Origin of the sequence: Burkholderia sp. BCC1998 (assembly GCF_905339875.1) — a bacterium.
In the GTDB taxonomy this organism is placed as follows: Bacteria; Pseudomonadota; Gammaproteobacteria; order Burkholderiales; family Burkholderiaceae; genus Burkholderia.
In genome coordinates this window covers 313,885-339,953 of the sequence record NZ_CAJPHE010000002.1, presented here as the reverse complement: position 1 = coordinate 339,953, position 26,069 = coordinate 313,885, and the positions used below count along the sequence as shown (strand labels likewise).

The 26,069-nt window shown below is 68.8% G+C and carries 25 protein-coding genes; 12 read left to right on the top strand and 13 right to left on the bottom strand.

The features are described 5' to 3' along the window. Nucleotides 1-2: 2 nt before the first annotated feature. Nucleotides 3-1,040 (bottom strand): sigma-54 dependent transcriptional regulator, encoded by a 1,038-nt coding sequence (locus U5A56_RS04850; protein WP_321921405.1) that lies wholly within the window; start codon nt 1,038-1,040, stop codon nt 3-5. Nucleotides 1,041-1,117: 77 nt separating this feature from the next. After that, the gene (locus U5A56_RS04845; protein ID WP_321921098.1) at nt 1,118-1,417 is read right to left on the bottom strand and encodes a hypothetical protein; all 300 of its coding nucleotides are present in this window, start codon (nt 1,415-1,417) and stop codon (nt 1,118-1,120) included. A gap of 1 nt (nt 1,418) precedes the next feature. Here U5A56_RS04845 and U5A56_RS04840 point away from each other — a divergent pair, with 1 nt between their 5' ends. Together U5A56_RS04840 and U5A56_RS04835 are read left to right on the top strand one after the other, a co-directional pair. Further along, nucleotides 1,419-3,386 (top strand): ATP-binding protein, encoded by a 1,968-nt coding sequence (locus tag U5A56_RS04840; RefSeq protein ID WP_321921097.1) that lies wholly within the window; start codon nt 1,419-1,421, stop codon nt 3,384-3,386. A gap of 380 nt (nt 3,387-3,766) precedes the next feature. Further along, nucleotides 3,767-4,411, top strand: a complete 645-nt coding sequence (locus U5A56_RS04835; protein ID WP_321921402.1) for a DUF4142 domain-containing protein — start codon at nt 3,767-3,769, stop codon at nt 4,409-4,411. Between the two features lie 34 nt (nt 4,412-4,445). On the opposite strand, the gene U5A56_RS04830 is transcribed toward U5A56_RS04835, so the two are convergent. The 3 genes from U5A56_RS04830 to U5A56_RS04820 all read right to left on the bottom strand — a co-directional run bounded on the left by U5A56_RS04830 (nt 4,446) and on the right by U5A56_RS04820 (nt 6,035). After that, nucleotides 4,446-4,946, bottom strand: coding sequence for a PRC-barrel domain-containing protein (locus U5A56_RS04830; RefSeq protein WP_321795510.1), 501 nt, complete (start codon nt 4,944-4,946; stop codon nt 4,446-4,448). 66 nt (nt 4,947-5,012) lie between these two features. After that, nucleotides 5,013-5,444 carry a CBS domain-containing protein gene (locus U5A56_RS04825; RefSeq protein ID WP_044843097.1) on the bottom strand — a complete coding sequence of 144 codons (432 nt, stop codon included), beginning with the start codon at nt 5,442-5,444 and terminating at the stop codon, nt 5,013-5,015. 342 nt (nt 5,445-5,786) lie between these two features. Beyond that, nucleotides 5,787-6,035: a hypothetical protein gene (locus U5A56_RS04820; RefSeq protein WP_044843098.1), complete on the bottom strand. Its 249-nt coding sequence runs from the start codon at nt 6,033-6,035 to the stop codon at nt 5,787-5,789. Nucleotides 6,036-6,177: 142 nt separating this feature from the next. Between U5A56_RS04820 and U5A56_RS04815 the strand changes: the two genes are divergently transcribed. The 5 genes from U5A56_RS04815 to U5A56_RS04795 all read left to right on the top strand — a co-directional run bounded on the left by U5A56_RS04815 (nt 6,178) and on the right by U5A56_RS04795 (nt 12,266). Further along, nucleotides 6,178-6,477, top strand: coding sequence for a hypothetical protein (locus U5A56_RS04815; protein WP_321795514.1), 300 nt, complete (start codon nt 6,178-6,180; stop codon nt 6,475-6,477). 291 nt (nt 6,478-6,768) lie between these two features. After that, the gene (locus tag U5A56_RS04810) at nt 6,769-7,080 is read left to right on the top strand and encodes a hypothetical protein (protein ID WP_044843100.1); all 312 of its coding nucleotides are present in this window, start codon (nt 6,769-6,771) and stop codon (nt 7,078-7,080) included. A gap of 207 nt (nt 7,081-7,287) precedes the next feature. After that, nucleotides 7,288-8,166: a MipA/OmpV family protein gene (locus U5A56_RS04805; protein ID WP_321921095.1), complete on the top strand. Its 879-nt coding sequence runs from the start codon at nt 7,288-7,290 to the stop codon at nt 8,164-8,166. A 108-nt stretch (nt 8,167-8,274) separates the two neighbouring features. Further along, nucleotides 8,275-9,969, top strand: coding sequence for a VRR-NUC domain-containing protein (locus U5A56_RS04800; protein ID WP_321921094.1), 1,695 nt, complete (start codon nt 8,275-8,277; stop codon nt 9,967-9,969). Continuing rightward, nucleotides 9,966-12,266 carry an ATP-dependent DNA helicase gene (locus U5A56_RS04795; RefSeq protein WP_321921093.1) on the top strand — a complete coding sequence of 767 codons (2,301 nt, stop codon included), beginning with the start codon at nt 9,966-9,968 and terminating at the stop codon, nt 12,264-12,266. Before U5A56_RS04800 ends, U5A56_RS04795 begins: the two co-directional genes overlap by 4 nt. A gap of 54 nt (nt 12,267-12,320) precedes the next feature. Here the strand turns inward: U5A56_RS04795 and U5A56_RS04790 are convergent, their stop codons facing one another. Continuing rightward, entirely contained in the window at nt 12,321-13,091 is a 771-nt protein-coding gene (locus U5A56_RS04790; RefSeq protein WP_044843104.1) for an IclR family transcriptional regulator domain-containing protein, read from the bottom strand. Between the two features lie 162 nt (nt 13,092-13,253). Between U5A56_RS04790 and U5A56_RS04785 the strand changes: the two genes are divergently transcribed. Both U5A56_RS04785 and U5A56_RS04780 read left to right on the top strand, forming a co-directional pair. Next, a complete protein-coding gene (locus U5A56_RS04785) occupies nt 13,254-13,487 on the top strand; it encodes an AbrB/MazE/SpoVT family DNA-binding domain-containing protein (protein ID WP_044843105.1) in 234 nt (77 codons plus the stop codon). Next, nucleotides 13,474-13,887: a PIN domain-containing protein gene (locus tag U5A56_RS04780; protein ID WP_321921092.1), complete on the top strand. Its 414-nt coding sequence runs from the start codon at nt 13,474-13,476 to the stop codon at nt 13,885-13,887. Before U5A56_RS04785 ends, U5A56_RS04780 begins: the two co-directional genes overlap by 14 nt. 42 nt (nt 13,888-13,929) lie before the next feature. On the opposite strand, the gene U5A56_RS04775 is transcribed toward U5A56_RS04780, so the two are convergent. Next, entirely contained in the window at nt 13,930-15,231 is a 1,302-nt protein-coding gene (locus tag U5A56_RS04775; RefSeq protein WP_124519561.1) for a UDP-N-acetylglucosamine 1-carboxyvinyltransferase, read from the bottom strand. Nucleotides 15,232-15,593: 362 nt separating this feature from the next. Between U5A56_RS04775 and U5A56_RS04770 the strand changes: the two genes are divergently transcribed. Continuing rightward, nucleotides 15,594-16,211, top strand: a complete 618-nt coding sequence (locus U5A56_RS04770; protein WP_321795533.1) for an HNH endonuclease — start codon at nt 15,594-15,596, stop codon at nt 16,209-16,211. Between the two features lie 31 nt (nt 16,212-16,242). Here the strand turns inward: U5A56_RS04770 and shiA are convergent, their stop codons facing one another. Then, nucleotides 16,243-17,550: a shikimate transporter gene (gene shiA, locus U5A56_RS04765; protein ID WP_321921091.1), complete on the bottom strand. Its 1,308-nt coding sequence runs from the start codon at nt 17,548-17,550 to the stop codon at nt 16,243-16,245. 357 nt (nt 17,551-17,907) lie between these two features. Here shiA and U5A56_RS04760 point away from each other — a divergent pair, with 357 nt between their 5' ends. After that, nucleotides 17,908-19,035 (top strand): 4-hydroxyphenylpyruvate dioxygenase family protein, encoded by a 1,128-nt coding sequence (locus U5A56_RS04760; protein ID WP_321921090.1) that lies wholly within the window; start codon nt 17,908-17,910, stop codon nt 19,033-19,035. A gap of 70 nt (nt 19,036-19,105) precedes the next feature. Here the strand turns inward: U5A56_RS04760 and U5A56_RS04755 are convergent, their stop codons facing one another. The 5 genes from U5A56_RS04755 to U5A56_RS04735 all read right to left on the bottom strand — a co-directional run bounded on the left by U5A56_RS04755 (nt 19,106) and on the right by U5A56_RS04735 (nt 24,457). Further along, nucleotides 19,106-20,341 (bottom strand): NADH:flavin oxidoreductase, encoded by a 1,236-nt coding sequence (locus U5A56_RS04755; protein ID WP_321921089.1) that lies wholly within the window; start codon nt 20,339-20,341, stop codon nt 19,106-19,108. 121 nt (nt 20,342-20,462) lie between these two features. Beyond that, nucleotides 20,463-21,797, bottom strand: a complete 1,335-nt coding sequence (locus U5A56_RS04750; protein ID WP_321921088.1) for a type II toxin-antitoxin system HipA family toxin — start codon at nt 21,795-21,797, stop codon at nt 20,463-20,465. 2 nt (nt 21,798-21,799) lie between these two features. Beyond that, the gene (locus U5A56_RS04745) at nt 21,800-22,222 is read right to left on the bottom strand and encodes a helix-turn-helix transcriptional regulator (protein ID WP_321921087.1); all 423 of its coding nucleotides are present in this window, start codon (nt 22,220-22,222) and stop codon (nt 21,800-21,802) included. 175 nt (nt 22,223-22,397) lie between these two features. Further along, on the bottom strand, nt 22,398-23,522 hold the full coding sequence (gene ribBA / locus U5A56_RS04740; protein WP_321921086.1) for a bifunctional 3,4-dihydroxy-2-butanone-4-phosphate synthase/GTP cyclohydrolase II: 1,125 nt from the start codon (nt 23,520-23,522) through the stop codon (nt 22,398-22,400). After that, nucleotides 23,519-24,457 (bottom strand): alpha/beta hydrolase, encoded by a 939-nt coding sequence (locus U5A56_RS04735; RefSeq protein WP_321921085.1) that lies wholly within the window; start codon nt 24,455-24,457, stop codon nt 23,519-23,521. Before U5A56_RS04735 ends, ribBA begins: the two co-directional genes overlap by 4 nt. A 281-nt stretch (nt 24,458-24,738) precedes the next feature. Between U5A56_RS04735 and U5A56_RS04730 the strand changes: the two genes are divergently transcribed. Continuing rightward, the gene (locus tag U5A56_RS04730) at nt 24,739-25,929 is read left to right on the top strand and encodes a helix-turn-helix transcriptional regulator (protein ID WP_044843154.1); all 1,191 of its coding nucleotides are present in this window, start codon (nt 24,739-24,741) and stop codon (nt 25,927-25,929) included. Nucleotides 25,930-26,069 lie beyond the last annotated feature (140 nt).

Genomic DNA, 26,069 nt, shown 5'->3' with positions numbered 1-26,069 from the left:
GCTCAGGGGCGGCCGTCGTCGCGCATCAGCGCGAGCCGGTTGTAGAGCGTCTTCAGGCTGATGCCGAGCGCTTTCGCGGCTTGCGGCTTGTTGCCGTCGAAGTGCTGCAGCGTGGCCGCGATGAAACGTTGCTGCGCATGGTGCAGCGTTGCGCCGAGCGGCAGCGCCATCGCGTCGTCCGACGTGTGGTCGGGCGGCGCTGCCGGCCTCGGCAACGCGACGTCGATGCCGTCGTCCGCGAGGATGTACGCGCGCTCGATCGTGTTGTGCAGCTCGCGCACGTTGCCGGGCCACGAATAAGCGCGCAGCGCGGCGATCGCCGCGTCGGTCAGCCGCTTGTGCGAGCGGTGCCGCGCGTTGAGCGCATCGACGAACTCATGCGCGATCGCCTCGACGTCGCCGCTGCGCTGGCGCAGCGGCGGCACATACAGCGCGAATGCGGCGAGACGGTAGAACAGGTCCTCGCGCAGCCGGCCGTCGCGCACGGCATCGGCCGGATTGTGACGGGTCGCCGACAGGATGCGCACGTCGAGCGGAATCGAGTCGGTGCCGCCGACCCGCACGATCGTGTTCGATTCGAGCGCCCGCAGCAGCTTCACCTGCAGCGACGCGGGCATCTCCGCGATCTCGTCGAGCAGCAGCGTGCCGCCGCACGCGGCTTCGAAAAAACCCTCCCGTTGCGCGATCGCGCCGGTGAAGCTGCCTTTTTCGTGACCGAACAATTGCGCTTCGGCGATGTCCGCCGGAATCGCGCCGCAGTTGACGGGCACGAATGGCCCGTCGCGTCGCGCGCTGAGGTCGTGCAGCAGGCGCGCGACGATATCCTTGCCGACCCCGCTTTCGCCGGCAATCATCACGCTGGCGCGGGTCGGAGCGATTTTCTCGATACGGCCGAGCAGCGTGCGCATCGCCGCGGAGCGGCCGGACAGCCGGCGCGCGTCGGCGCCTTGCTTCGGACGGTTTGCGGATTCAGCCATAAGCGTCGGCGGGCCGTTTTGAAAATCGGCACCGCACCTTCCCTTCATTGCAATATCTATCATCGACAGCGAAACCGCACGGAAGGTGCCGCGATTTAGAAATTTACAATGTCCGGTGCGGGGATCGAAGAAATACGCGATCACGGGGGCACGATGCCGACAGGCGGCAGCCGACACCGCGTGTCGATGCTTTTTTGCAGCCGACCGATGAAAAATCGCAAGTCGGCATCACCCGCGTTCCGCGCAAACGCGGCGGGGCGGCCGAGCGACGCGGCGCGGCGGCACGCGCAGCACGCCGCGCCGCGAAGCCGCCGCGCGGCCGTGCCGCGGGTACGCGCGTTGCGCCGGCCCTTGGGCTCGCCCCCGAACGCTCGACGGCACATGCCGGCCGCCGAGGCGGGAGCCGTCGAGCGACGGTCGCCGGGGCGATGCAGGGACACGATGAGGATCCTTACCCGTGAACTGTTCCGGCAGGGTGCATGGGTCGTGCTGGCCGTCGGGGTGGCGTCCGTGCTGCAGGCGTGGGCGATGCACGTCGTCGGCGTACATGCACCGTTTGCACAGCTGCCTTTCTACGCCGGTGTTGCGGCTGCGGCCTGGCTGACGTCGTTCGGCGGCGGCCTGGTCGCGACGGCCGCCAGCGCGGTCGTGATCGGCGCGTTGGGCTGGCGCGAGGTGACGCTGCCCGCGCTGCTCGCGCAGGCCGGCGCCTTCGTCGCGATCGGTTTCGTCGAATGCGTGCTCGTGGTGGTCGTCAAGCCGCTGCTCGCAAACGATCGGCTGCGCGGCGCCGAGGATGCCGAAGAAAATGGCGCACGCCCGCCGCGCCGCGAACCGACACCCGCGGCGCGCTCGCTCGACGACATCCTGCTGCGCCGCGTGGTCGATGCGTCGCCCGACGCGATCGTCGGCGTCGATGCCGTCCGGCGGATCACGAGCTGGAATCCGGCCGCGCGGCGCCTGTTCGGCATCGATGCCGCGGCGGTGATCGGGCACGACGTCACGACGCTGATCGCGCCGCGCTGGCTGCGCTTGCATCCGGTTCCCACGTCGTTCGCGAACGCGCGCCCGCCCGCAGGCCCGCTCGACATTCTGTGCCTGCGCCACGACGGCGGCCGCTTTCGCGCGACCTTCGTGGCGGCGCCGATCGTCGACGCGCAAGGCAACTGCACCGGCATGTCGATGACGCTGCGCGAAGCGCGTGAACGCCGCCGAAGCGAGCGGCGCAACCTGCGTTCGTTACGCGGTGCGCGCGACGCGCGCGTGCAGGCCGACGAGTCGAACCGGCTGAAGGACGAACTGCTCGCCACCGTATCGCATGAACTGCGCACGCCGCTGAACGTGATCTACGGCTGGGTCGAGGTGATGCGCAGCGCCGACGGCCAGAGCTTCGCTCACCAGGCGATCGATGCGATCGACCGCAGCGCACGCTCGCTGTCGCGGATGGTCGGCGACCTGCTCGACGCCTCGTCGCTCGCGACGGGGCGGATGCGGCTCGAGCGCGCGCCCGTCGATCTCGTGCGCGTCGTGCGGGAGGCGGTGCGCGAACTCGGCGCGACGGCGGAGGCGAACGGTCTCGAACTGTCGATCGCGTGCGCGATGTCCAACTGCGTGATCTCCGCCGACGGCGAGCGGGTGCGCCAGATGCTGTCGAACCTGCTGTCGAACGCGATCAAGTTCACGCCGCCGGGCGGCAGCATCAAGGTGTCGCTGACCCGGGCCGGCGCGCGCGTGCGGCTGTCGGTCGCCGATACCGGCCAAGGCATTTCGGCGGAACGCCTGCCGCATCTGTTCGATACGTTCAGCCGGCCGGAAGGCGCGTCGGCCTCGCCCAAGCGCGGCCTCGGACTCGGCCTGTCGATCGTGCGCAACATCGCACGGCTCCACGGCGGCGAGGTCACGGCGGCGAGCGATGGCACCGGGCGCGGCACGACCGTGACCGTGATGCTGCCGGTGGACTGGGACGCCGACGTGCCGAACGGCCAGCCGTTACGGCCGAGCGGCGCGTCGACGGCGGTCGCACTCGACGGCCGGCGCGTGCTGGTGGTCGATGACGATGCGACGTCGCGCGCGAGCCTCGCGGCGGCGCTCGAAACGCTCGGCGCGCAGGTGTCGACCGCGCAATCGGGGCGCGACGCGCTCGACGTGGTCGCGCGGCAGCACCCGAGCGTCGTGCTGTCGGATCTCGCGATGCCGGACGGCGACGGCTTCTGGCTGCTCGACCACATTCGCCATTTGCCGAACGGCAGCGGGCGCCTGCCCGTCGTCGCGGTGACCGCGCATGCGGGTGCGGCGGACCGGAACCGCGTGATGGCCGCCGGCTTCGACGCGTATCTGTGCAAGCCGGTCGACATGCCGACGCTGGCCAGCGTCATCGTCGACGTGTCGAGCGCCGAGCGGCATCGCTGACGCGCGGCGGCCTGCGCACTTCGCGCAAGGCGGCACGATGAAGGGATCGAACCTTGCCAGGCGCGACAGCACCGGCGGCAGGCCGAGTCGACGGGCAGCGTGCCCGACGAGCGGCGACGCGCGACCGCGATTCGGGTCGTGCAAGACATCGACGGTGCGCGCGGTGTGTGCGACAGGCTGCGGATCCGCGGGAAGTCACGTATGACACGACGTTCGCGGAGCGCACGCTGCGGGTAACCGCCGCATTGTCGATCGAGTATGTCGAGGGTGCATGGAGCAAAGGCGCGTGGACCGATTTCCCGCGTCCGCGCATCGTCCCGCATGACGGGCCGGTTGCCGCGTTCGGCAGGGCCGATCCGTCGACCGATACGGAGGTCCGGATGAAAACGAGCGACAGGAATCTGCGCCGAGCCACCGCGGTTGCCGGCATCGTGTGCCTGGTGGGATCGGGCGTGCTCGCGGTGTTGCGCGTACCGGCATTCGCGCCGGCGCATGCGCAGGCGCCGCCGGCATCGTCCGTTCAGGTCGCGCCGGGCGTCGTCAGTCCCGGCGCGACCGCCGACGAGGCGGACATGACGCGGCGGCCGAGCGGCATCGACGCCGAATTCATCGACAAGGCCGGCATCGTCGGCAAGACGGAGTTGCAGGCAAGCCAGCTCGCGCTCGACCGATCGTCGAATCCGGGCGTGAAGGCCTTCGCGCGCCGGATGATCGACGATCACGTTCGCATGACCGCGGAATTGCGCCGGCTCGGCGCGCAAAAGGGCTTGCCCGTGCAGACGCGGATGCTGGTCGATCCGGCGGTGAATGCGCTGCGAAGCAAGAACGGCCATGCGTTCGACAAGGGGTACATCGAGCTGGCGGGACCGAACGCGCACGACGCGGCGATCAGGCTCTACTCAGCCGAGGCGCGCGACGGCCACGACCGGCAGCTTCGCGCGTTCGCGGCCAACGCGCTGCCGACGCTGAAGGCGCACCTGAGCGCCGCGCGCGCACTCGAGCGTGCGATCGCGGCCGCGCACTGATCCGCACGGCGATCCGCGCGCCCCGGCGCGTCCGTCAGTGCGGCCGCGTGTCGCTTTCCGGGCCGTCCGGCGACGCCTCGAAGGGCGGCGCATCGAGTACCGTTTCGCCTTCCTCGATCAGCCAGTACGGCGATGCGCCATAGTACGCGTGCAGCCCCTCGGCCCAGGCGGGATCGGCCATCGTCGGCCAGCGGTCTTTCTCGAAGCCGGGCGCGTCGCGCACGCGCTCGGTCGAAACGGGCAGCACGAAGCAGCGGCGCCCGGCGTCGAGCGTCAGCACGTTCCACGGCACCGCGAGCAGCTTGTCGCCGATCCCGAGCAACCCGCCCGACGACACGACCGCATACGCGATCCGGCCCGAGCGGATATCGAGCATGATGTTCGTGATCTTGCCGATGTCGTCGCCGTCCAGCGTCAGCACGCGATCATCTTCCAGCGTGCTGGCGGCCATCACGTCCGGCCCCGGCCCGCCGGCCGAACGGCCGCGGTCGCCGACGATGCGCGCCTGCGTGCGCGACGGTCTGTCCGTTGTCATCGCTGTTCTCCTGGTCGAAGCGGCGCGGCGCACACGGCGCGCGGGCCGCACGGGTGAGGGCCGCGGTCAGCGGCGGCGCGGCAGGGACACGTCCTCGAGCGTGTTCGCCAGCTCGTCGCGTGCCGGGCCGCCCGCGCGTGTCGCGATGTCGCCCAGCGACACGATGCCGACGATCTGGTGATTGGCGTCGAGCACCGGCATCCGGTGCAACTGCACGTCGGCCATCCGCTGCTGGACGTCGCCGACGCCGTCGTCTTCCACGCACCACTGCACCGGCGCGGACGCGACCACCTTTACCGGGGTATCGGACGAATGCCCGTGCGACAGCGCTCGCACTGCGAGGTCGCGGTCCGTCACGATCGCGACGAGCCCGGTGTCATCGCAGACAGGCAGCACGCCGATGTCGAAGCGCTGCATCAATTCGGCCGCATGGCGAATCGTGTCGGTCGGCGCGACGCAGACCACGTCGCGCGACATGATTTCATTGACGCGATACATGAACGCCTCCTTCGTGAACGAGACGACATGGAAGCAGAACGCGTGCCGCGTTCAATCGGCACAGGCCGGGCCTGCGCGGCCGGGCCACGGCGAAATTTGCCAGCCGGCTTGTACATCTTCCACGGCGGCAGCCGCGGCCGGGCCGCGAGCGACGCTCAGTGGCCGACGCCCGTCATCACGACGATTGCCAGGACCAGCGCGCTCTCGATCGCGGCGAGCGCCGCGACGCCTGCGGCGCCGCTGACTTCGTGCCATGCACGTTCGATGCGTTTCATCACTTCACTCCGGTTGGGCCGGCCGGGCGACGCTACGTTGCCGCGCATCGCGGGCCGGGTGCCGCCGTCAGCCGTGATCGCGGGGCGGTTGCGGGGCGTCGGGCGCGCGACGTTCGCGTTCGCCGGACGGCCTGGCGGGGTCGATGCGGGTCGCACCGCCGACGGCGGGCGGATCGCTGGCCGGGAACGTCTCCTCGAGCCCTTCGTCGATGCGCTCTTCCGTCTTGTCGTCAGACGGCTTGCGCGACGTGGCCAGGGAGAGCGGGCTGGCAGCCGGTGACACGGCGTCTCGGCTACCGGGGGCGGATGCGGTCATGATCGAACCTCCTTATGGGTACGAGGGGTGCAAGCGCCGTACCCGCGCAGCGCGGGCGGCATGACGCTTGCAGCCGTCGAGCCGGCCGGGCGGGCTGAGACGTGGCCGGCCCCGCCGCCGGCGTGGACGAGAGGACATCGTGATGAATGAACCCAGGGAAAGAATACGTTACGACGCGAACGTGTGCGGCGGCGATTTCAGTCAGGTGCGCGAGCGTTTCGACACATGGAAGCGCGAATCGCGGCTCCATCGGCCCGAGCGGCGCATGTTCGACGGGAAGGACGAGGTTCGCGAGCTGGACCCTACCGTCTACGCGGGGCCGGAAAGCGCACAGCGGGCGCTCGCCGCGCGATGCGCGCCGTCCGATCGATTCGCACTCGCGGCGCGCCTCGCCGCCGAAGGGCGCACGCTGTGGCTGGTGATGGCGGCCTACGATGCATGACCGGTGCGCACCCGGGCAGGCACGCCGCTTGCGCGCGCTCGCCGCACCCATCGACACGCGCGAGCCGCCGCGCAGGAGCGACATGAGTACACGATCCATGCTGCACCGTCCGGAGCCGACGCCCGACTTCGATCCCGATCCGGCGCTGCCCGAGCACGACGATCCGTTCGATCCGCCCGTGCCCCCGGGCCTGCCGCACGGCGATCCGCCGTCGCAGCCGCCGCCGATGCGGATGCCGGGCGAGGGCAGCGAACCACGGCCGGCCGCGCGATCACTGAAAGGAGGACCATCATGGACATTCACGTGCAATCGCCCGACAAGCGCGCGATCGCCCAGGTGCTGGGCCGCTATTTCGAGTCGCGTTCGTTGCGTTACCACATCGAGGAGTTGCCGGGCGGCGTGCTGCATATCGGCTTTCGCGCGAGCGGGCGCCCGGTCGCCGTCACCGTGTCGTTCGACGACACCGCCTACGACACCTACACGCACTGGGACGCGAGCCAGAAGCAGCTCGCGCTCGGGCGTCTCGCGGACGGCTTCTCGCGCATGATGGCGAAGCGCAGCCCGGCCGCGCTCGCCGGCGACTATCACGTCGAGCGTTTCTGATTTCGCAACCCTGCGCCGGTTCATGCCGGAATACGGCAAAGTGCCCGCGTTCAACGGGCGCTTTGCGGCTTCGCGTGCGCCAGCGTAGGATGTTCACAATTCAGCGCACGCTACGTTCGCGCCGTCGGCTGCTCGCCGTTGCAGCCGGCCAGGCTGCGACGCGCTTTCCCTCAGGTTCGTTTCGTGCAACCGACGGAGACCGCCTTGATGACCGTTGCCCGCCCGTTGTTGTCGCCCGGCACCCGCCGGTTCGTGTCCGGCCTGTCGGCCTTCGCCGCGCTGGCGGCGGGCGGTGCCCGCGACGCGTCGGCCCAGACGCCGTCGCCGCTCGGCGAATGGCAATACTCGGCGGGCGTCCCGCTGCAGAAACTGTTCAGTCCGACCGTCCCCACGTGGCAGGTCAGCGTCGGCGCGGCGATGACGCTGCAGCCGCGCTACGCGGGTTCCGATCGCTATCGCGTGATGGGCGGCCCGAATTTCGACGTGCGCTATCGCGACCTGTTCTTCCTGTCGACGGGCGACGGGCTCGGCGCGAACGTGTTGCGCGGGCCCAACTGGCGCGTGAGCCTGTCGGTCGGCTATGACCTCGGACGCCGCGCGGCCGACGATCTCGACCACCTGAACGGGCTCGACAACATCAACGCGGCGCCGGTGATGAAGCTCGCGGCCGACTACGTGATCTCGAAGGATTTTCCGCTCGTGCTGCGCGCGGATGTGCGGCGCAGCATCGGCGGCTCGAACGGCTGGGTCGGCGATTTCTCAGCGTACATGCCGATGCCGGGCAGCAACGAACACTTCTTCTGGTTCGCCGGGCCGACCGTGTCGTTCGCCGATTCGCGCTACATGAACAGCTGGTTCGGCGTGCCCGCGGGGGCGTCCGCGCGCTCGGGGCTGCCGGCCTATTCGTCGGGCGCGGGGATGAAGTCGTTCGGCGCGGGCGTGACGATGGTGTGGTTCGTCAACAAGCACTGGTTCGTGACGATGGACGGCGCGATCGAACAGCTCGTCGGCCGCGCACGGCGCAGCCCGATCACGCAGCAGTCGACGAACGGCGTGTTCGACATGTCGGTGAATTACCAGTTCTGACCGCGATCGGCGACGGCCGGGCGGCCGCGTCGTGGTGCGCGGCATGCGGCATTTTTCGTCACATTTGATATGATTCCGACCTGTACAAACGTACAGTGATCGATCCCCGTGACGCCTGCATCGCCGACGCCCCCGGCGTTTTACTACCTGACCAATTTCGAACGCGCGCTGGCCTGGCTCGGCGAGCGTTACGACGACCTGCTCGATGCGAGCGAACATGCGTTTCTCGCGCATTTCGCGCAACTGCCGAAAGCGTCGCGTGCGTTGCTCGTGCGGATGCTGATGCGCAGCGGCACCGACTTCCGCGCGAGCAAGCTCGCGTACGACGAAATCGGCAGCACGCTCGACGCGGCCGCGCCGGTCGTCGAGCTCGGCTGGGTCGATCCGGCACCCGCGCTCACGCTCGACGAGTTGTTCGTGCTGTCGACCAAGGCCGACCTGCTGAAGGTGTTCCCGTCGCTCGCCGCGCACGCGGGCGAGCGCAAGCCCGAATGGCTCGAGCGGTTGCGGCCCGCGCACGACGTGGCGCAGCCGTTCGACGCATGGTGCGCGCAGGCCGACGATCGCGTGCTGCGCGTGACGGTCGGCGCGCTGTGCGACCGCCTGCGGCTGATGTTCTTCGGCAATCTTCATCAGGACTGGAGCGAATTCGTGCTCGCCGATCTCGGCGTGTTCCAGTACGAAAGCGTGCCGTTCGCGCCGTCGTCGCGCGCGTTCCAGCAGCGCGACGACGTCGACGCGTATCTCGCGCTGCAGACCTGCCGAGAAGCACTCGACGCATGGCCCGACGACCAGCCGTTCGACGATCTGCTGCAGGCGATCGACGCGGTCGGTTGCGCGCAGCCGTGGCTCGCGACGCGCCGCGCGAAGCTGCTGTTCACGCTCGGGCAGACCTGCGAGCGCCGCGCCGACTGGGCTGCCGCGCTCGACGCGTATGCGCGCAGCGCGTGGCCGGGCAGCCGGCACCGGCGCATTCGCGTACTCGAACGCTGCGGCCGCGACACCGATGCGCTCGCGCTCGCGCTCGATGCGCGCGGCGGCTTCGAAAGCGACGAGGAGCGCCAGCGCGTCGAGCGGATGCTGCCGCGCCTGCAGCGCCGTCTCGGGCAGCGGGTCGAACGCGCGGGCGGCACGCCCGACGTGCCGCGCGAGACGCTCGTGCTGGTGCGACCTGAAGCGTTCGTCAGCGTCGAATACGCGGTGCGCGACCATCTCGCGCAGCCCGGCGCGCCGGTTCACTACGTCGAGAACACGCTGATCAATTCGCTGTTCGGCCTGCTGTGCTGGGAGCCCGTGTTCGCGGCCGTGCCAGGCGCGTTCTTTCACCCGTTCCAGCGCGGCCCGGCCGACCTGCACGCGCCCGATTTCGCCGTGCGCCGCACGGACGCGTTCGCAGCCTGTTTCGCGCAACTCGACTCGGGCGCGTACCGCGACACGATCCGCCGGCACTTCGCGACGAAGACGGGGCTGCAATCGCCGTTCGTGTTCTGGGGCGTACTGACCGACGAACTGCTCGACGAGGCGCTGGCCTGCCTGCCGCCCGAGCACCTGCGGCTGTGGTTCACGCGCCTGCTCGCGGATATCCGCGGCAACCGCTCGGGGCTGCCCGATCTCGTCCGTTTCTGGCCCGGCGAGCGGCGCTATGAATTGATCGAGGTGAAGGGCCCCGGCGACCGGCTGCAGGACAACCAGACGCGCTGGCTCGCGTACTGCCTCGCGCACGGCATGCCGGTGCGTGTCGTCGATGTCGAATGGGCCGGAGCCGGTGTCGAGCAAGCCGAAGCGGCGGGATTGTCCGCATGAGCTACGTCGTCGCGGTGCGGGCGATGTGCGAATTCACCGCGCGGCGCGGCGATCTCGACCTGCGCTTCACGCCCGCGCCGACCGCACTCGAAGGCATTGCCGGCCACGGCGCCGTCACGTCGAAGCGCGGTGCGCGCTACGAAACCGAGATCGCGCTGACCGGCACGTGGGGCACGCTCACCGTGCGCGGGCGCGCGGACGGCTACGACCCGGTCGCGAACCGGCTCGAGGAGATCAAGACCTACCGCGGCAGCCTCGACGCGATGCCGGCCAACCATCGCGCGCTGCACTGGGCGCAGGCGAAGGTCTATGCGCACCTGATGTGCGACGCACGCGGCCTCGCGGAAATCGACGTCGCGCTCGTGTATTTCGACATCGTGTCGGAGCGCGAGACCGTGCTCACCGAGACGCTCGGCGCAAGCGCGCTCGCCGCGTTCTTCGCCGAGCAGTGCGCGTGCTTCGTCGGCTGGGCCGAGCGCGAGACCGCGCACCGCTCGGCCCGCGATGCGGCGCTGCGTGCGCTGACGTTTCCGCACAGCCGGTTCCGCAGCGGCCAGCGCGAGCTGGCCGTGTCCGTCTATCGGGCGGCGCGCGACGAGCGCTGCCTGATGGCGCAGGCGCCGACCGGCATCGGCAAGACGCTCGGCACGGTGTTTCCGCTGCTGAAGGCGTGCGGCGAGGGCGAGCTCGATCACGTGTTTTTCCTGACCGCGAAGACGCCCGGCCGCGCGCTCGCGCTGGAAGCGGCGACCACGCTCGGCGCCGGCACGCCGGCGCTGCCGCTGCGCGTGCTGGAGCTCGTCGCGCGCGACAAGGCGTGCGAGCATCCCGACCGCGCGTGTCACGGCGAATCGTGCCCGCTTGCGCAAGGCTTCTACGACCGGCTGCCGGCGGCGCGCGACGCGGCGATCGGCGCGGGGCTGCTCGATCGCGATACCGTGCGCGAGGCGGCGCTCGCGCACGACGTCTGTCCGTACTATCTCGCGCAGGAGCTGGCGCGCTGGTCGGACATGGTGATCGGCGACTACAACTACTACTACGACGGCAGCGCGATGCTGCATACGCTCGCGCAGCAGAACCAGTGGCGCGTCGGCGTGCTCGTCGACGAGGCGCACAACCTGCTCGATCGCGCCCGCAAGATGTACAGCGCATCGCTCGACCCGTTCGCGTTCGCGGCCGCGCGCGAGGCGGCGCCCGCAGCACTGCGCAAGGCGTTCGACCGGCTCGCGCGCGCGTGGGGCACGCTCAATCGCGCACAGGCCGAGCGCTATGCGGCATACCCCGAGATCCCGGGGCCGATCGTGTCGGCCGTGCAGAACCTCGTCGCGGCAATCGGCGAACACCTGACCGATGCGCCGCGCGCGAACGGCGACGCGCTGCTGCGCTTTCATTTCGAGGCGATCCAGTTCGGCGTGCTCGCCGATGCGTTCGACGGCGCGTCGATCTTCGACGCGACGCTGCACGGCGAGCCGCTGCCGCGCCAGTCCGGGCTCGACGGCGTCGCACCGGCCGGGCGCCGGCGCCGCATCCAGTCGACGCTGTGCGTGCGCAACGTGATTCCGGCCGGCTTTCTCGCGCCGCGTTACGACGCCGCGCGCGCGACCGTGCTGTTTTCCGGCACGTTGAGCCCGTTTCATTTCTATCGCGACACGCTCGGGTTGCCGGCCGACACCGGCTGGCTCGACGTCGACGGGCCGTTCCGCGCCGAGCAACTGACCGTGCGCGTCGCGAGCCACGTATCGACGCGCTGGCGCGACCGCGACCGTTCGCTCGAACCGATCGTGGACCTGATCGCCGCGCAGTATGCGACACGGCCCGGCAACTACCTCGGCTTCCTCAGCAGCTTCGACTATCTCGGGCGCGTCGTCGCGCTGATGCAGACGCGTCATCCGGACGTGCCCGTGTGGGCCCAGGCGCCCGGCATGGCCGAAAGCGAGCGCGACGCGTTTCTCGCGCGATTCGACGCGGGCGGGCGCGGGGTCGGCTTCGCGGTGCTGGGCGGTGCGTTCTCGGAAGGCGTGGATCTCGTCGGCGAGCGGCTGATCGGCGCGTTCATCGCGACGCTCGGGCTGCCGCAGGTCAACGATGTCAACGAACAGATGCGGCGCGCGATGGAGGCGCGCTTCGGCAACGGGTACGACTACATGTATCTGTACCCGGGCCTGCAGAAGGTCGTGCAGGCGGCCGGGCGCGTGATCCGCACCGAACACGACGAGGGCGTCGTGCATCTGATCGACGATCGTTACCGGCGGCGGGAGGTGCGCGATCTGTTGCCGCGGTGGTGGCGGATCGGGTGACGGGCGTGACGGATGTCGTGAGCGGGATGACGTGCGTGCGGCTCGCGTGAATCCCTAAAGCACGTTGAGCATCGCGAGCGCGGTTTCCTGCAGATGCGGCAGCACGCGTCGCACGGCCGCGTCGGTCGTCTCCGTGCCGATCGGCATGTTCGTGCTCAGCGCGGCGACGACTTCGCCGTGACGGTTCTTCAGCGGCACCGCGATGCCGCGCACGCCGACCTGCAATTGCTGCTCGATCACCGCGAAGCCCGCGTCGCGCGCGTGGTCGACCTGTTCGAGCAGGCGCGCCTTGTTGGTGATCGTGTGCGGCGTGAACGGCGCGAGTTCGGTGTCGTCGAGCCACGTGCGGACGGCCTCGCGATCCGGATGATGCGCGAGCAGCACGACGCCCGGCGACGTCAGCGGGGCGGGCACGCGCGCGCCGAGCACGAAGCCGGTCGTCATCACGCGCGACACGCCGTTGCGGGCGATGAACACGAGTTCCCAGCCGTCGAGCACGCTCACGTACGCCGATTCGTTCAGCGACGCGCTCAGTTGCTGCAGATAGGGCTGGACCGTGCGCGGCAGGCGCGCCGAATCGAAGTACGACCAGCCGACCCGCAGCACGCGCGGCGTGAGGCCGTACAGCTTGCCGTCGGTGTACACGTAGCCGAGCGATTCGAGCGTCAGCAGGTAGCGTCGCGCGGCCGTGCGCGTGAGGCCGGTGCGGGCGGCGGCCTGGGTCGGCGTCATCCGCGCGTGCTGGCTGTCGAATGCCTCGAGGATCATCAGGCCCTTTTCGAGGCCGGCTATCCAGTCGCGTCGGTCGAGATCGGGCTTTTTCATGGTCTGGGATGCGTCGTGCGCGGTGTTCGTGCGGGAGTGGGCGATTATCGCGCGGCGCGGCGGACAATGCGATATGCGGCGAGCCGGCGCTGTCCGTTCGGCCGGCTGTGCGGCCTCGCATCGCAGATATACAATTTATCTTGTATATCCACGGAGGTTCGTATGCAGGTTGCAAAGTGGGGCAACAGCCTGGCGGTCCGCCTTCCGGCCAGTGTGGTCGACGCACTGGAGCTTCGCGAGGGGGACGATATCGAAATCGTCGTCGACAGTCCGCGCGTTTTCGCCGTGCGTCGCAAGCCGAGGCCGGACGAGCTTCTGCAGCGATTGAGGCGTTTCAGGGGCAAGCTGCCCGCCGACTTCAAGTTCAGCCGGGATGACGCGAATGAGCGGGATTGAGTCGGCGAAATCGTTCGTCGACAGCAATGTCGTGCTTTATCTGTTGTCCGAGGACGAAACCAGGGCAAATCGTGCGCAGGCGCTATTCCTTCGGCGGCCGACCATCAGCGTTCAGGTACTGAACGAAGTCGCCAGCGTTTGCAGCCGCAAATTGCGGATGCCCTGGCGCGAGGTGGGGCAGTTTCTGGAGCCGATCAGGAGTTTGTGCCATGTCGTGCCGATCACGGTCGATACGCACGACCTCGCTCGAAGGCTGGCGGAGCGGCATCGCTTGTCCTTCTACGACGCGTGCATCGTGGCAGCTGCGTCGATCGAGGGTTGCGAATACCTGTACACCGACGACATGCACGACGGCTTGAGCGTGGAGGGCGGTCCGGAGTTGCGAAATCCGTTTGCCTGAGGATGCGGCGCGAACGTTACACGCGCCGCATCCGGGTCGACGTTACTCGCTGCTCGTCCACTCGACGTTCGCACCGACCGAACGCAGGTTTTCGACGAAATGCGGGTGCGCGCGGCGGATCGGCAGCGCGTTCATGATTTCCGAGCGGCCTTCGATGCTCGCGGCCACCATCAGCAGCGCGATCGCGACACGGATGATGTACGGGCTCTCGACGCGCGCCGGCGTCAGCTGCAGGCCGCCGAACGTGATCAGCCGGTGCGGATCGGACAGCAGCACATGCGCGCCGAATTTCGACAGTTCGCCGGACCAGCCGAGCGCGCCGTCGTAGACCTTGTTCCAGAACATCGCGCTGCCTTCCGCACGCACGCCGAGCGCGATGAAGATCGGCAGCAGGTCGACCGGCAGGTACGGCCACGGCGCGGCTTCGACCTTGGTCAGGATGTTCTGCGTGAACGGCCGGCGCACGCGCAGCGGGCCGTCGCGTTCCGCACGGGACCAGCCGTCGCGGTGCGTGACGGTCACGCCGAACTTCGCGAACGTGCGGTCGATCAGCGGGAAATGCTCCGGCGACGAGTTGCGCACCGTGATGTCGCCGCCGGTGATCGCGCCCAGTGCGAGGAACGTCGCGATTTCGTGGAAATCCTCGGCGAAGCGGAATTCGCCGCCGCCGAGCTTGCCGCCGCCCGTCACGCACAGGCGCGACGTGCCGATGCCTTCGATCGCGACGCCGATCATCGCGAGGAACTGGCAGAACTCCTGCACGTGCGGCTCGGACGCCGCATTCATCAGCGTGGAGGTGCCGCCCGCGGCCGTCGCGCACAGCGCGAAGTTTTCGGTGGTCGTCACCGATGCGTAGTCGAGCCAGTGATCGTTGGCCGTCAGCGGGCCGTCGGCACGGACGATCAGCGAATCGGGCGTGCGCTCGATATGCGCGCCGAAGCGCTCGAACACTTCGACGTGCGGATCGATTTCACGCACGCCGAGCGTGCAGCCCTTCACGTCGTTCTCGAGGCGCGCGACGCCGAAGCGCGCGAGCAGCGGCGGAATCAGCATGATCGACGAGCGCATCGCCTCGGGCAGGCGGTGAACGGCCGGGTCGAACGTCGTGTTGCGATGGTGGAGTTCGAGAATGCCGGTCGTGAAGTCGACCGACACGTCGCTGCCGAGCGTGCGGAAGATGTCGAGGATCTTGCGCACGTCGGTGATGTCCGGCACGCCGACGAGGCGCAGCGGCTGATCGGTCAACAGGGTGGCGCACAGGATCGGCAGGACAGCGTTCTTGTTCGCGGACGGCTTGATGTCCCCGCGCAGCGGAGTGCCGCCGTGGACGATGAGATTCGACATGATATGGGGGCGTATCTGTGACTGACGTAGGCCCATATGATGCCATTGGTCGGCGGGTGACGTGGAATGTTCAGAGGGGAAAAAGGGCTTCTGCGCGCGGGATTGACCGTGTTTGACGTTGGGCGAGGGCGGCCGACACGGACGCGGATCGATCGCAGTGTAAGGACAAAAAGGGGGCAGCCGCGAATGCCCGGATTGGGACGGATCCATATCTCGTAAAATCGAGGCCGGATTTTCGAATGATTCCATCCATGTCGACATCATCCCCTCAATCCCCATTTGCTGAAGAGGCTCCGGAGAATGCTGACGGGCGGCCTTGGACGCGCGATGAACTTCGAGCGTCGGTAGAGGAATATCTCAAAATGCTCGAGAGTGAGCGCGGGAGGCAGCCATACGTCAAGAAGGCGGTCTACGACGGGTTGGCTGGGCGATTCAATCGCACCGCGAAGGCGTTCGAGTACCGGATGCAGAACATTTCGTACGTGCTGGCGTTGATGGGCCGAGAGTGGCTATCCGGACTCAAACCCGCTAAAAACGTCGGGGCGAACGGCGTGCTGATCGAGCAGTTCATCAACGAATGGGAGAAGCGGTCGGCTGCCCCGACCGTGAAATTCGAACTCGACGTGCGCGACGCGCTGAAAAAAACGCCGCTCGCGCCGCCGCCGGGCAATCCGAACCCCGGGACGACTAGCTCGACCGTGACTCAAATCCGCCGCGATCCGTTGGTGAAGGCCTGGGTGCTGACGCAAGCGAACGGGACCTGCGAATGCTGTGGCGAACCGGCCCCGTTCAAGGGGGCGGACGGATTGCCTTACTTGGAAGTACACCACGTCCGCAAGCTGGCGGAACGGGGCCCCGACCTCGTGTCGAACACGGTGGCTGTTTGTCCGAATTGCCACCGTGCATTGCATTTTGGTGAGAACGCCCGGCTCCTCGTCGAGCGCCTTTACGAACGATTGCCGCGCCTCGTTCGCCCGTGACCGGCGTCGCTCACCGGTCATGGGCGCGTCCTCACTCCGCCGCCCGCATCCGCGCGGCGACCACCAGCGAGATCAGGCAACCCACCGCGAGATAGCCGGCGACCAGGTGCCACGAACCGCCGGCCAGGCTGACCAGCGCCACCGCGATGAACGGCGTGAACCCGCCGCCGACGACGCTCGCGAACTGATAACCGACGCCCGCGCCGCTGTAGCGGTATTCCGCACCGAACAACTCGGTGAAGAGCGGTTGCTGGACGCTCACGACCATGTCGTGCGCGGCATTGGCCAGCAGGATCGAGAAGACCACGATCCACGCGATCGAGCGCGATTCCAGCGCGACGAAGAACGGCACCGCCGACGCGAGGCCGATCAGCGCGCCGATCAGGTAGATGCGGCGCAGGCCGAAGCGATCCGCCAGCCATGCGAAGCACGGGATCGTCAAGCAGCTGACCGCGCCGACCAGCAGGCCGATGTTCAGGAACAGGTCGCGCGACATGCCGAGGTTCGACGTCGAATAGCTGAGCGCGAACGCGGTGACGATATACATCGTGAACAGTTCGGCGAGCCGCAGCGCGACGATCAGCAGGAACGCCTTCGGATGGCGCGTCAGCGCCTCCAGCACCGGCAGGCGCAGCTTGCGATTGCCGTGCTCGACCTTTTCGACGAATTCCTGCGACTCGTCCATGCTCTTGCGGACCCACAGCCCGATCAGCACCAGCACGATGCTGAACACGAACGGCAGGCGCCAGCCCCACGACTTGAACGCGGCCTCTCCGAGCGTATGGCTCAGGATCGACACGATCCCCGTGGCCAGCACGAGCCCGACGCCGTAGCCGACCTGCACGCCGCTGCTGTAGAACGCCTTTTTCTGCTTCGGTGCGCTCTCGACGGCCATCAGCGCCGCGCCGCCCCATTCGCCACCGACCGCGAAGCCCTGGATCGCACGCATCAGCACCAGCAGCACGGGCGCCCACCAGCCGATCGTCGCGAAGCTCGGCAGCAGGCCGATCGCGACGGTCGACAGCCCCATCAGCATCACGGTCAGCACGAGCATCCGCTTGCGGCCGAGCCGGTCGCCGTAATGGCCGAACACGACGCCGCCGAGCGGCCGGAACAGGAAGCCGACGCCGAAGGTCGCGAACGCCGCGAGCGTGCCCATGGTCGGGCTGACCTTCGGAAAGAATTCGGAATTGAAGACGAGTGCGGCGACGATCCCGTACAGCAGGAAGTCGTACCAGTCGACGACGGCACCGACGAAGCTGCCGATCGCGGCCTTGCGGGCCTGGCTGCGCGCGCGGGCGCTGGCGGCGGCGTCGAGGGTGTCGAAGGTTGGGGTCATGGCGAAGTCTCCTGGCATGGCGCATCGTGGAATCGTGGCGGCGCCGCGTCCGATGCTGCATTGAAGTCGATGGGTGGACGGAGAATAGGGCGCGCGCCGCGCGACGGCAATTGGCCGATCGGACAAAATGCGCGATTATCGCTCTTTTATGTGCGATTATCGAACGAATCCCGGGTTTGCACTAGGCGAGGCATTCGTATCCCGTTCGGCCAGGGTGTGCCGGCGTGAACGATCTGGTTAAAATCGGGACCATCAAAACCTTGCCCGAATCGGGCGGACACCCGGCCACCCCACCGGCCGGGCATGCCGCACGCGCCGGGCGTCATCCCCATCGACCGCATACCCCCGGAGACTGTAATGCCCGGCAATTCCCACCCCCTGTCCAGCGATACGCCGCCCGTTGCCGATCCGGCCGCCAATCCGCTCGGGATGGCCGGACTCGAATTCGTCGAGTTCGCGGCGCCGGTGCCGGACGCGCTCGCGCAACGCTTCGAGCAGCTCGGATTCAAGGCGATCGCGCGCCATGTCAGCAAGAACGTCACGCTGTACCGGCAAGGGCAGATGCAGTTCCTGATCAACGCCGAGCCCGATTCGTTCGCTGCGCGCTATGCAGAGGAATACGGGATGGGCGTGTGCGCGATCGGGCTGCGCGTGGCCAGCGCGCGGCGCGCGTTCGAGCGTGCGATCGAGCTCGGCGCGTGGGCGTTCGAGGGCGAGCGGATCGGGGTCGGCGAGCTGAAGATTCCGGCGATCCAGGGGATCGGCGATTCGCACCTTTATTTCGTCGACCGCTGGCGTGGGCGGGACGGCCAGCGCGGCGGCGTCGGCGACATCTCGATCTTCGACATCGATTTCCGGCCGATCGACATCGCGACCGCGCATACCGATCTCGATTGCGCGGGCACGGGCCTGCAGCAGGTCGACCATTTCACGCAGACGGTCGGCGCGGGGCGCATGCGCGAGTGGCTCGACTTCTATCACGACCTGCTGCACTTCCGCGAAATCCATGAAATCGACGCGCACTGGCATGTGTCGGAAGAGTCGCGCGTGATGGTGTCGCCGTGCGGCGCGGTGCGGATTCCGGTCTACGAGGAAGGCACGCGCCGCACCGAGCTGATGCACGCGTATTTGCCGGACCATCCGGGCGAAGGCGTCCAGCACGTTGCGCTGGCGACCGACGACATCCTGGCGAGCGTCGATGCGCTGCGCGCGAACGGCGTCGAACTCATCGAACCGCCGGCGCGCTATTACGACGAAGTCGATGCGCGGCTGCCGGGGCACGGCGTCGATCTCGACGCGCTGCGCCGCCGCGCGGTGCTGGTCGACGGCGAAATCGGCAGCGACGGCGTGCCGCGCCTGTTCTTCCAGACCTTCGTCAAGCGCCGGCCCGGCGAGATCTTCTTCGAGATCGTGCAGCGGCAGGGGCACCACGGATTCGGGGAAGGGAACCTCGCGGCGCTGGCCCGCGCCCGCGACGCCGGGTGAGCGACAGAGGGCGTGGTCGCGTAGTGGCCACGGCCGCGAGTGCGACTGCGAAATCAGCGACCGCGTAACGTCACACGCCCGCGGCCGGCACACGGTTCGGCGCCGGATCGTTCGGCGCCTTGAGCGCGCATGCGGTACCGCCCGGCGTGTACATCGACACGACGCAGCGATTGCATGACGTGCAGCCCGATTGCGCAATGCGGCCGTCGCGCAGTTCGTTCACGAAACCCGGCTCGAACACGAGCGCGCGGGCGAGCGCCACCGCGTCGAATCCTTCGCGCATCGCCAGCGCGACGTTTTCGCGCGAGCGCACGCCGCCGAGATAGGCGAGCGGCATCCGGACGGCCGCTCGCACCTGCCGCGAATGCTCGAGGAAATACATCTCCCGAAACGCGCCCATCTTCGGCTCGGTGAGCTTCTGCAGCGCCATCGCGGTGCGCACGATCGCGTTGTCGGCGTTCGCGCGCGCCTCGCCGGGCAGCGGGCTGCCGAACAGCTGCCACACCGACTCGACGTTCATCCCGCCGCTCAGCACCAGCAAGTGCGCGCCCTCGGCCTCGAGCCGCCGTGCGATCTCGGATGCGTCGTCGGGCGTTCCTCCGCCACGCACGCCTTCGGTCACGCCGATCTTGCAGACCACGGCGAGATCGCGGCCGACCGCATCGAGCACGCGGCGCAGCACCTCGACGGGGAACGTCGCGCGACGCACCGCATCGCCGCCGTATGCGTCGCGGCGGCGGTTGTACAGCGGCGACAGGAACTGGCTCAGCAGATAACCGTGACCCATATGGATCTCGACCGCGTCGAAGCCCGCGTCGCGCGCGTGGCGCGCCGCGCGTGCGAATTCGTCGGCGATGACGGTCATCTGGTCGCGCGTCATCGCCTGCTTCAGGAAGCGGCCGCTCATCACGCCGACCTTGTTGAACCCGCCCGACGCACTCAACGGACGTTTCGTCGACAGCGACGGCAGGAACGTGAAGCAGCCGCCGTGGGTGATCTGCGCGGACGCCGCCGCGCCGTGGCGATGCACCGCGTCGGTCAGCGCGCGGAATTGCCGGACCGTGGGCGCATCGAGTCGCGCCTGGTCGACGAACGTGCGGCCGTCGTCGCTGACCGCGCAGTATGCGACCGTCGTCAGCGCGGCGCCGCCCGCGGCGATGCGTTCATGAAACCCGACGAGCGCACGCGACGGCACGCCGTTCGGCGTCATCCCTTCGTTGGTCGCGGATTTGATCAGGCGGTTGCGCAGCGTCAGCGGGCCGATCTGCAGCGGGCTGAACGCGGTATCGAGGGCGGCAGGTTCCATGTCGGGCGTGCGTCGGAATGGGGATGGCGACCATTGTGCGGAGCCGACGCCGGATCGCATCGTCCACGTGGATGATCCGCCGCCCACCGCCCACCGCCCACCGCCCGGGCGCCCGCACCGCCTAGTCGGCCGCGCCCAGCTTGCGCGCCTGGCGGCGCATCCCGTCGAAGATCGCATCGGCCACGTCTGACGGGAAATCCGCCGGAATGCGCGACGCGACGCCGGCGATTACCGGTTCGGTGCGTGCCGCCACATCGGCCATGGCCGCGCGTACGGCGTCTTCGGTCAGACCGACACGCGCGCCTTGCGCGATCCAGTGACGCGGCTGGATGTCGCCGATCACGTAATGGCGATTCTTCCCGCGCACGGCCATCGCGAGCCGGGCGCGCCGCGGCGGCAGTTGATTACGGCGCGTGCCGATGATCGGATGCGCGGACAGCACGTCGTACAGAGGCGTGCTGCGATACGTGTTGCCGGGCAGGTGCGCGATGCTGAAATTCTTCGCGTGGCCGTCGATGGCCGCGAGCACCCAGAACACGAGCTGCGTGACGAAGAAGTTCGTCCGGTCCCGCGCGGCCTCCGCGGAATTCGCGAGGATGCCCATGATCGTCGCGATGCCGGGGCCGCCGTCGGATTCGTATTTGGCGCCCGACGGCGTGCCGGTCGCCTGGCACATGTCCTCCTGCGGCAGCCGCAGGATCCAGGTGCCGTCGCGGGACGGACGGCGGTCGAAACGCTCGACGATCAGCGCCTTCTGGTCGTCGAACCGGCCGATGTCGCACGCGGCGACCGGCAGGCCGTACGCGGCGACGATCTTCGAACACAGCCATTCGTTCTCGACCGACGTGCGCATGTCGGCCTGCATGTTCCCGACGCGCCCCAGCGGCAGCTTGAAGATATGCGTGGTCGGCGTGCTGCCGGCCGGCAGCAGCCAGCGATTGCCGTCGCGCAATAGCGCGGTCTTTTCCTGCGCGCCGGCGATCGACAGGCGCAGCTCGCCGTCCGGCTCCGCGTGGCCGGGCAGCGGCGCGGCGGTCGCGTGGCGCAGCACGTCGGCCACGGCCGCGTCGTCGAGCGCGGTGCCGTCGATCGATTCGAGGTCGACCGGTGCTTCGTCCGGAGGCAACAACTGCAGCGCCCCGACGCAATCGCGGCCGATCGACGCGAGCAGTTCGAACGGCGCCGTCGACCCGAGCCGGTAGCGCTGCGCGATGCGGCGGCGGATCGGCTGGCTGTCCGGGAGCAGGTTGTCGAAGTAGTCGGCGACGATCGCGCCCTGGTGCGGCTGGTTGCCCGGCGTGAACGGCAGCGACAGCGACAGCGGACGGCCTTGCGGATCGTCGACCCACGCCGGCAGGTAGACGAGGCGCTCGACGCCGCGCCGGACTTCCCAGTAGCCGACCGGGATGCCGTTCATCCACAGGTCGAGGCGGTCGTGGCGGGGGCGGCGGGCCATCGTCACCAGTCCTCCCGTGTGGTGCCCCGAGGCTTGCCGGGCGTGGCGGCGGCAGCCCGTTTCCGCGTGGCGGCGGATGGGGCCTTCGCAGCGGCCGGCGGGCGAGCCGGCAGCTCGGACGAACCGGGCGAACCGGACGAGCGACCGCGCGCGGCCGGCGTGCGCTTGGGCGCCGGCGCGGTGCCAGCGGGCGCCGCTGCGTCGTCCGGCGTGCCCGGCTCGAGCGCCAGGCGAACGCCGAGCACGTTCAGCACCTTGAAAAGACGTTCGATACTGACCGCGGACGGATTGGCTTCGAGCTGCGCGTACGACTGTTGCGTCACGCCGAGGCGGGCAGCGAGCTGCGCCTGCGTGAACCCCGCCGACTTCCGGAAGCCGACGAGGATCGGGCGCAACTGGCTCAAGGTCTGGACAGGGAATGCCATGGGCTCTCCGCGCAATGACAGGCGATCGTTTGTAATCGGAAAATACAGTCTATGGTATGTATCGTCAAAATACAAACCCGAGACTGTATTTCATAAAAACAAGCGATAGCCTGTCAAGCGGAAACCCGTGGGGCGGAGCCAGGACGCGCGGCACGCGCCCGTCAGCCCGGCATCATCACGCCGCCCGCAGCGGGCCCGCATCGGCGGCGCGCGCGCTTTCCGGATCGTCGTCGCCGAGCGGGATGAACGCCATGATTTCCAGGTCGTGCCCCGACAGCGCCGGCAGCCGGAACGGACTCGACAGCACATTCAGCCGCCGCACGCCGAGGTCACGCAGGATCTGCGAGCCGATTCCCGTCACGCGGCCGTCGCGGCGTGCGTGGCCGGCCGGCGTTCGCATCGCGTCGCCGCGCATGTCGCAGTCGAGCAGCACCGCGACGCCGCAACCGGCCGCGTCGATCCGTTGCAGCGCCGCGTGCAGCGGCCACGAATGCGCGGACGGTTCCGCGTCGAGCAGGTCGAGCAGCGAATGGCATTCATGCACGCGCGTCAGCACGGGTGTCGACGGATCGGGCTCGCCGCGCACCAGCGCGAGATGCGGCGCACCGTGCACGGTGTCGCGATACTCGATCGCGCGGAACCGGCCCCACGGCGTATGCAGCGGCCGTTCGCCGACACGTTCGACGAGCGATTCGTGCTCGCGGCGGTAATGGATCAGGTCCGCGATCGTGCCGATCTTCAGCCCGTGATGCGCGGCGAACGTCTGCAGCTCGGGCAGCCGCGCCATCGTGCCGTCGTCGTTCATCACCTCGCAGATCACCGACGCGGGCGTGAGCCCGGCGAGCGCCGCGAGATCGCAGCCGGCCTCCGTGTGTCCCGCGCGCACCAGCACGCCGCCCGGGCGCGCGGCGATCGGAAACACGTGGCCGGGCTGCACGAGATCGTCGGGACGCGCGCCCGCGCGCACCGCCGCGCGGATCGTCCGCGCGCGATCGGCTGCCGAAATGCCGGTCGTCACGCCTTCGGCCGCCTCGATGCTCACGGTGAACGCGGTACCGAACGGCGTGCCGTTGCGATCGGCCATCGGCGGCAGACGCAGTTGCTCGCAGCGCTCCGCGGTCAGCGTCAGGCAGATCAGCCCGCGCCCGAAGCGCGCCATGAAGTTGATCGCGTCGGGCGTCACGTGATCGGCCGCGATCACGAGGTCGCCTTCGTTTTCGCGGTCCTCCTCGTCGACGAGCAGGACCATCCGTCCCGCACGCAGCTCGTCGACGATTTCCGGCGTACTGGCGAGCGTCATTGCGCCTCCGTCGCGTCGAAGGCGCGGCGCAGCGCGTCGGCGCCGAAGGTCAGCACGCGATCGGCCGCGTCGACCGCGCCGAGCATGCTCGCGAAGCCGTGCAGCTGGCCCGGCCAGCGCACGAGCGAGACCGGCGTGCCGGCCTGCGCGAGACGCAGTGCGTACGCTTCGGCCTCGTCGCGCAACGGATCGAATTCCGCGCTGACGATGGTGGCCGGCGCCGCGCCCGACAGGTCCGCCACGGCGAGCGGGCTCGCGAGCGGCGATGCGCGGTCGGCGCCGTCGTCGAAATACTGGCGCTTGAACCAGCGCATCGCGTCCGCCGTCAGGAAATAGCCTTCGCCGAGCGATTCGTACGACGGATGCTCGGTCGCGCAATCGACGACCGGATACAGCAGCAACTGGTGCGCGATCGCGATGCCCGAGCCGCGCAACTGCAGCGCGGCGACCGCGGCCAGGTTGCCGCCCGCGCTGTCGCCGGCCACGGCGATCGCCCCGGCGCGCGCGCCGAGATCGCGCGCACCGGCGGCGGCCCAGCGCACTGCGTCGCAAGCGTCCTGCGCGGCTGCCGGGAAGCGCGCTTCGGGCGCGAGCCGGTAATCGACCGACAGCACGAGCGTGCGCGCCCGCCTGGCAAGACTGCGGCACAGGTTCGCGTGCGAATCGATCCCGCACGCGACGAAGCCGCCACCGTGGAAAAACACGGTCAGCGGCAACGGCCCGTCGGCATCGGGCCGATACAGTCGTGCGGATAACTGACGACCCGGCGCCGGGATCTGCCAGTCCTCTTCGGCGGCAATCGCGTCGCCGGGCGCGAACGCGCTGCCTCCGGCGAGGCTCGCACGGTACGCGGGCACGGTCAGTCGATCGAAATCGATCGCGGGCACTTGGGCGAGCGCGGCGAGCAGCGCCTGCGCCTGAGGGTCGAGCGGCATTGGAACTCCTGTCTGAATCGGATGCGGTCTGAATCAGGTAAACCCGCATCGCGGTTTTCCCTGAGCCCGCGCCGGATGCTTGCCGGCACGGCCTGACGGGCATTCCAGCGCAGCGGGCAGGGCGCCACATCATCCGATTGGACGATGGTTCGCGCGTCCGGATGGCCAAAGCTCACCATTCAGTGAATGTCCCGATGACGCCGGAATTAAGACACGTCTTAATCATGGCGGCGCGGATGAATCGCACCGAACACAAGTTGCATGGAGGATGGAGCGTGCTGATGGAGACGAGATGGGCCCCGCAAGAGAGCCAGTCAACGAGTGAGGAGGCCGACATCGGCGTCGCTGATTTCAGCGAGCTGATGGCGCGCATCTACCAGGGGCCGATGGAAACGCCGCCGTGGGCGGGCGCGCTCGAGATGGTTCGCCGGCTGCTGCAGGCCAGCTACGTGACGCTGATCCTGCGCGCGGCCGCGAGCGACCGTCGCGCGCCGCTGTCCGTGCATGCATCGGAGTTCGGCCCGGTCGTGCCGGGGGACGGCGAGGCGTCGTACAACAACTACTACTATTCGCTCGACCCGTTCGTCGGCCTGCCGGCCGATCGCGTGGTCACGGTCGACGACGTGTTCGGCGATACGGGCTGGCTGTCGAGCGAACTGTACAAGCAGTTCCTGAAGCCGCAGGACGTGCGCTACATCCTCGGCGCGGACCTGCGCACGCCGTCGGGCGTCGAGTGCCGGTTCCGCGTGTGCCGCAATCATGCGTCGAAGCAGTTCTCCGCGCGCGACAAGGCGATCTGCGCGCTGCTGCTGCCGCACCTGAAGCGGGCGGTCGAACTGCATTCGCGGCTCGACACGGCCGAGGTCGAGCGGTCGATCTATGCCAACGCGATCAACCGGATGCAGATCGGCACGATCACGCTCGACGAGAACGGCACGATCATCGACATGAACGGCGTCGCCGACGAGATCCTGAAGCAGAACAACGGTCTGACGATTGCGCGCGGCACGATCGAGGCGACCGATGCGCAGGAGAACCGCACGCTCAAGCGGCTGATCCGCCACGCGGTGATGGGGCACCACGGCACGGCCGCGGCGATCGTCGAGGCGATGCCGATCACGCGCGGCTTCGACAAGCCGCGCCTCGGGCTGCTGGTGCGCACCGTGCTGCTGTCCGACTGGTCGGAGGACAACAAGCGCCGGCCGGCCGTTACGCTGTTCCTGCGCGACCCCGACCGCAAGCCGCAGGGCGCGCAAGAAATCATCCGCAAGCTGTTCGACCTGACACCCGCCGAGACGTCGCTCGCGCTGCTGCTGACGAACGGGCTGACGCTCGAGGAGGCGGCGGAGGAATCGGGGATCAGCAAGAACACGGCGCGCACGCACCTGCGCGCGATCTTCTCGAAGACGGGCGTGACGCGCCAGGCGACGCTCGTGCGGATTTTGCTCGGGAGCGTGGTGCCGCTGGGTTGATCGGGGCGGCATGTCGTGCCGTAAGCCGCTGCGTCGATATCGCGCGCATTCGTCTGCCGATACATAGACTGCGCTCGACGTATGCGTTGCGGCGATCACGGCATCGAGAACAAGAGGCTCGCATGGTGCGAGCCTCGTTC

Coding starts and splice junctions, on each gene's coding strand:
- U5A56_RS04835 (WP_321921402.1), top strand. CDS start 3,767: ATGAAAACGAGCGACAGGAATCTGCGCCGAGCCACCGCGGTTGCCGGC.
- U5A56_RS04760 (WP_321921090.1), top strand. CDS start 17,908: ATGCCCGGCAATTCCCACCCCCTGTCCAGCGATACGCCGCCCGTTGCC.
- U5A56_RS04850 (WP_321921405.1), bottom strand. CDS start 1,040: ATGATAGATATTGCAATGAAGGGAAGGTGCGGTGCCGATTTTCAAAAC.
- U5A56_RS04825 (WP_044843097.1), bottom strand. CDS start 5,444: ATGTATCGCGTCAATGAAATCATGTCGCGCGACGTGGTCTGCGTCGCG.
- shiA (WP_321921091.1), bottom strand. CDS start 17,550: ATGACCCCAACCTTCGACACCCTCGACGCCGCCGCCAGCGCCCGCGCG.
- U5A56_RS04755 (WP_321921089.1), bottom strand. CDS start 20,341: ATGGAACCTGCCGCCCTCGATACCGCGTTCAGCCCGCTGCAGATCGGC.
- U5A56_RS04745 (WP_321921087.1), bottom strand. CDS start 22,222: ATGGCATTCCCTGTCCAGACCTTGAGCCAGTTGCGCCCGATCCTCGTC.
- U5A56_RS04780 (WP_321921092.1), top strand. CDS start 13,474: ATGAGCGGGATTGAGTCGGCGAAATCGTTCGTCGACAGCAATGTCGTG.
- U5A56_RS04790 (WP_044843104.1), bottom strand. CDS start 13,091: ATGAAAAAGCCCGATCTCGACCGACGCGACTGGATAGCCGGCCTCGAA.
- U5A56_RS04775 (WP_124519561.1), bottom strand. CDS start 15,231: ATGTCGAATCTCATCGTCCACGGCGGCACTCCGCTGCGCGGGGACATC.
- U5A56_RS04840 (WP_321921097.1), top strand. CDS start 1,419: ATGAGGATCCTTACCCGTGAACTGTTCCGGCAGGGTGCATGGGTCGTG.
- U5A56_RS04810 (WP_044843100.1), top strand. CDS start 6,769: ATGGACATTCACGTGCAATCGCCCGACAAGCGCGCGATCGCCCAGGTG.
- U5A56_RS04815 (WP_321795514.1), top strand. CDS start 6,178: ATGAATGAACCCAGGGAAAGAATACGTTACGACGCGAACGTGTGCGGC.
- U5A56_RS04785 (WP_044843105.1), top strand. CDS start 13,254: ATGCAGGTTGCAAAGTGGGGCAACAGCCTGGCGGTCCGCCTTCCGGCC.
- U5A56_RS04805 (WP_321921095.1), top strand. CDS start 7,288: ATGACCGTTGCCCGCCCGTTGTTGTCGCCCGGCACCCGCCGGTTCGTG.
- U5A56_RS04830 (WP_321795510.1), bottom strand. CDS start 4,946: ATGACAACGGACAGACCGTCGCGCACGCAGGCGCGCATCGTCGGCGAC.
- U5A56_RS04820 (WP_044843098.1), bottom strand. CDS start 6,035: ATGACCGCATCCGCCCCCGGTAGCCGAGACGCCGTGTCACCGGCTGCC.
- U5A56_RS04770 (WP_321795533.1), top strand. CDS start 15,594: ATGCTCGAGAGTGAGCGCGGGAGGCAGCCATACGTCAAGAAGGCGGTC.
- U5A56_RS04795 (WP_321921093.1), top strand. CDS start 9,966: ATGAGCTACGTCGTCGCGGTGCGGGCGATGTGCGAATTCACCGCGCGG.
- U5A56_RS04750 (WP_321921088.1), bottom strand. CDS start 21,797: ATGGCCCGCCGCCCCCGCCACGACCGCCTCGACCTGTGGATGAACGGC.
- U5A56_RS04730 (WP_044843154.1), top strand. CDS start 24,739: ATGGAGACGAGATGGGCCCCGCAAGAGAGCCAGTCAACGAGTGAGGAG.
- U5A56_RS04735 (WP_321921085.1), bottom strand. CDS start 24,457: ATGCCGCTCGACCCTCAGGCGCAGGCGCTGCTCGCCGCGCTCGCCCAA.
- ribBA (WP_321921086.1), bottom strand. CDS start 23,522: ATGACGCTCGCCAGTACGCCGGAAATCGTCGACGAGCTGCGTGCGGGA.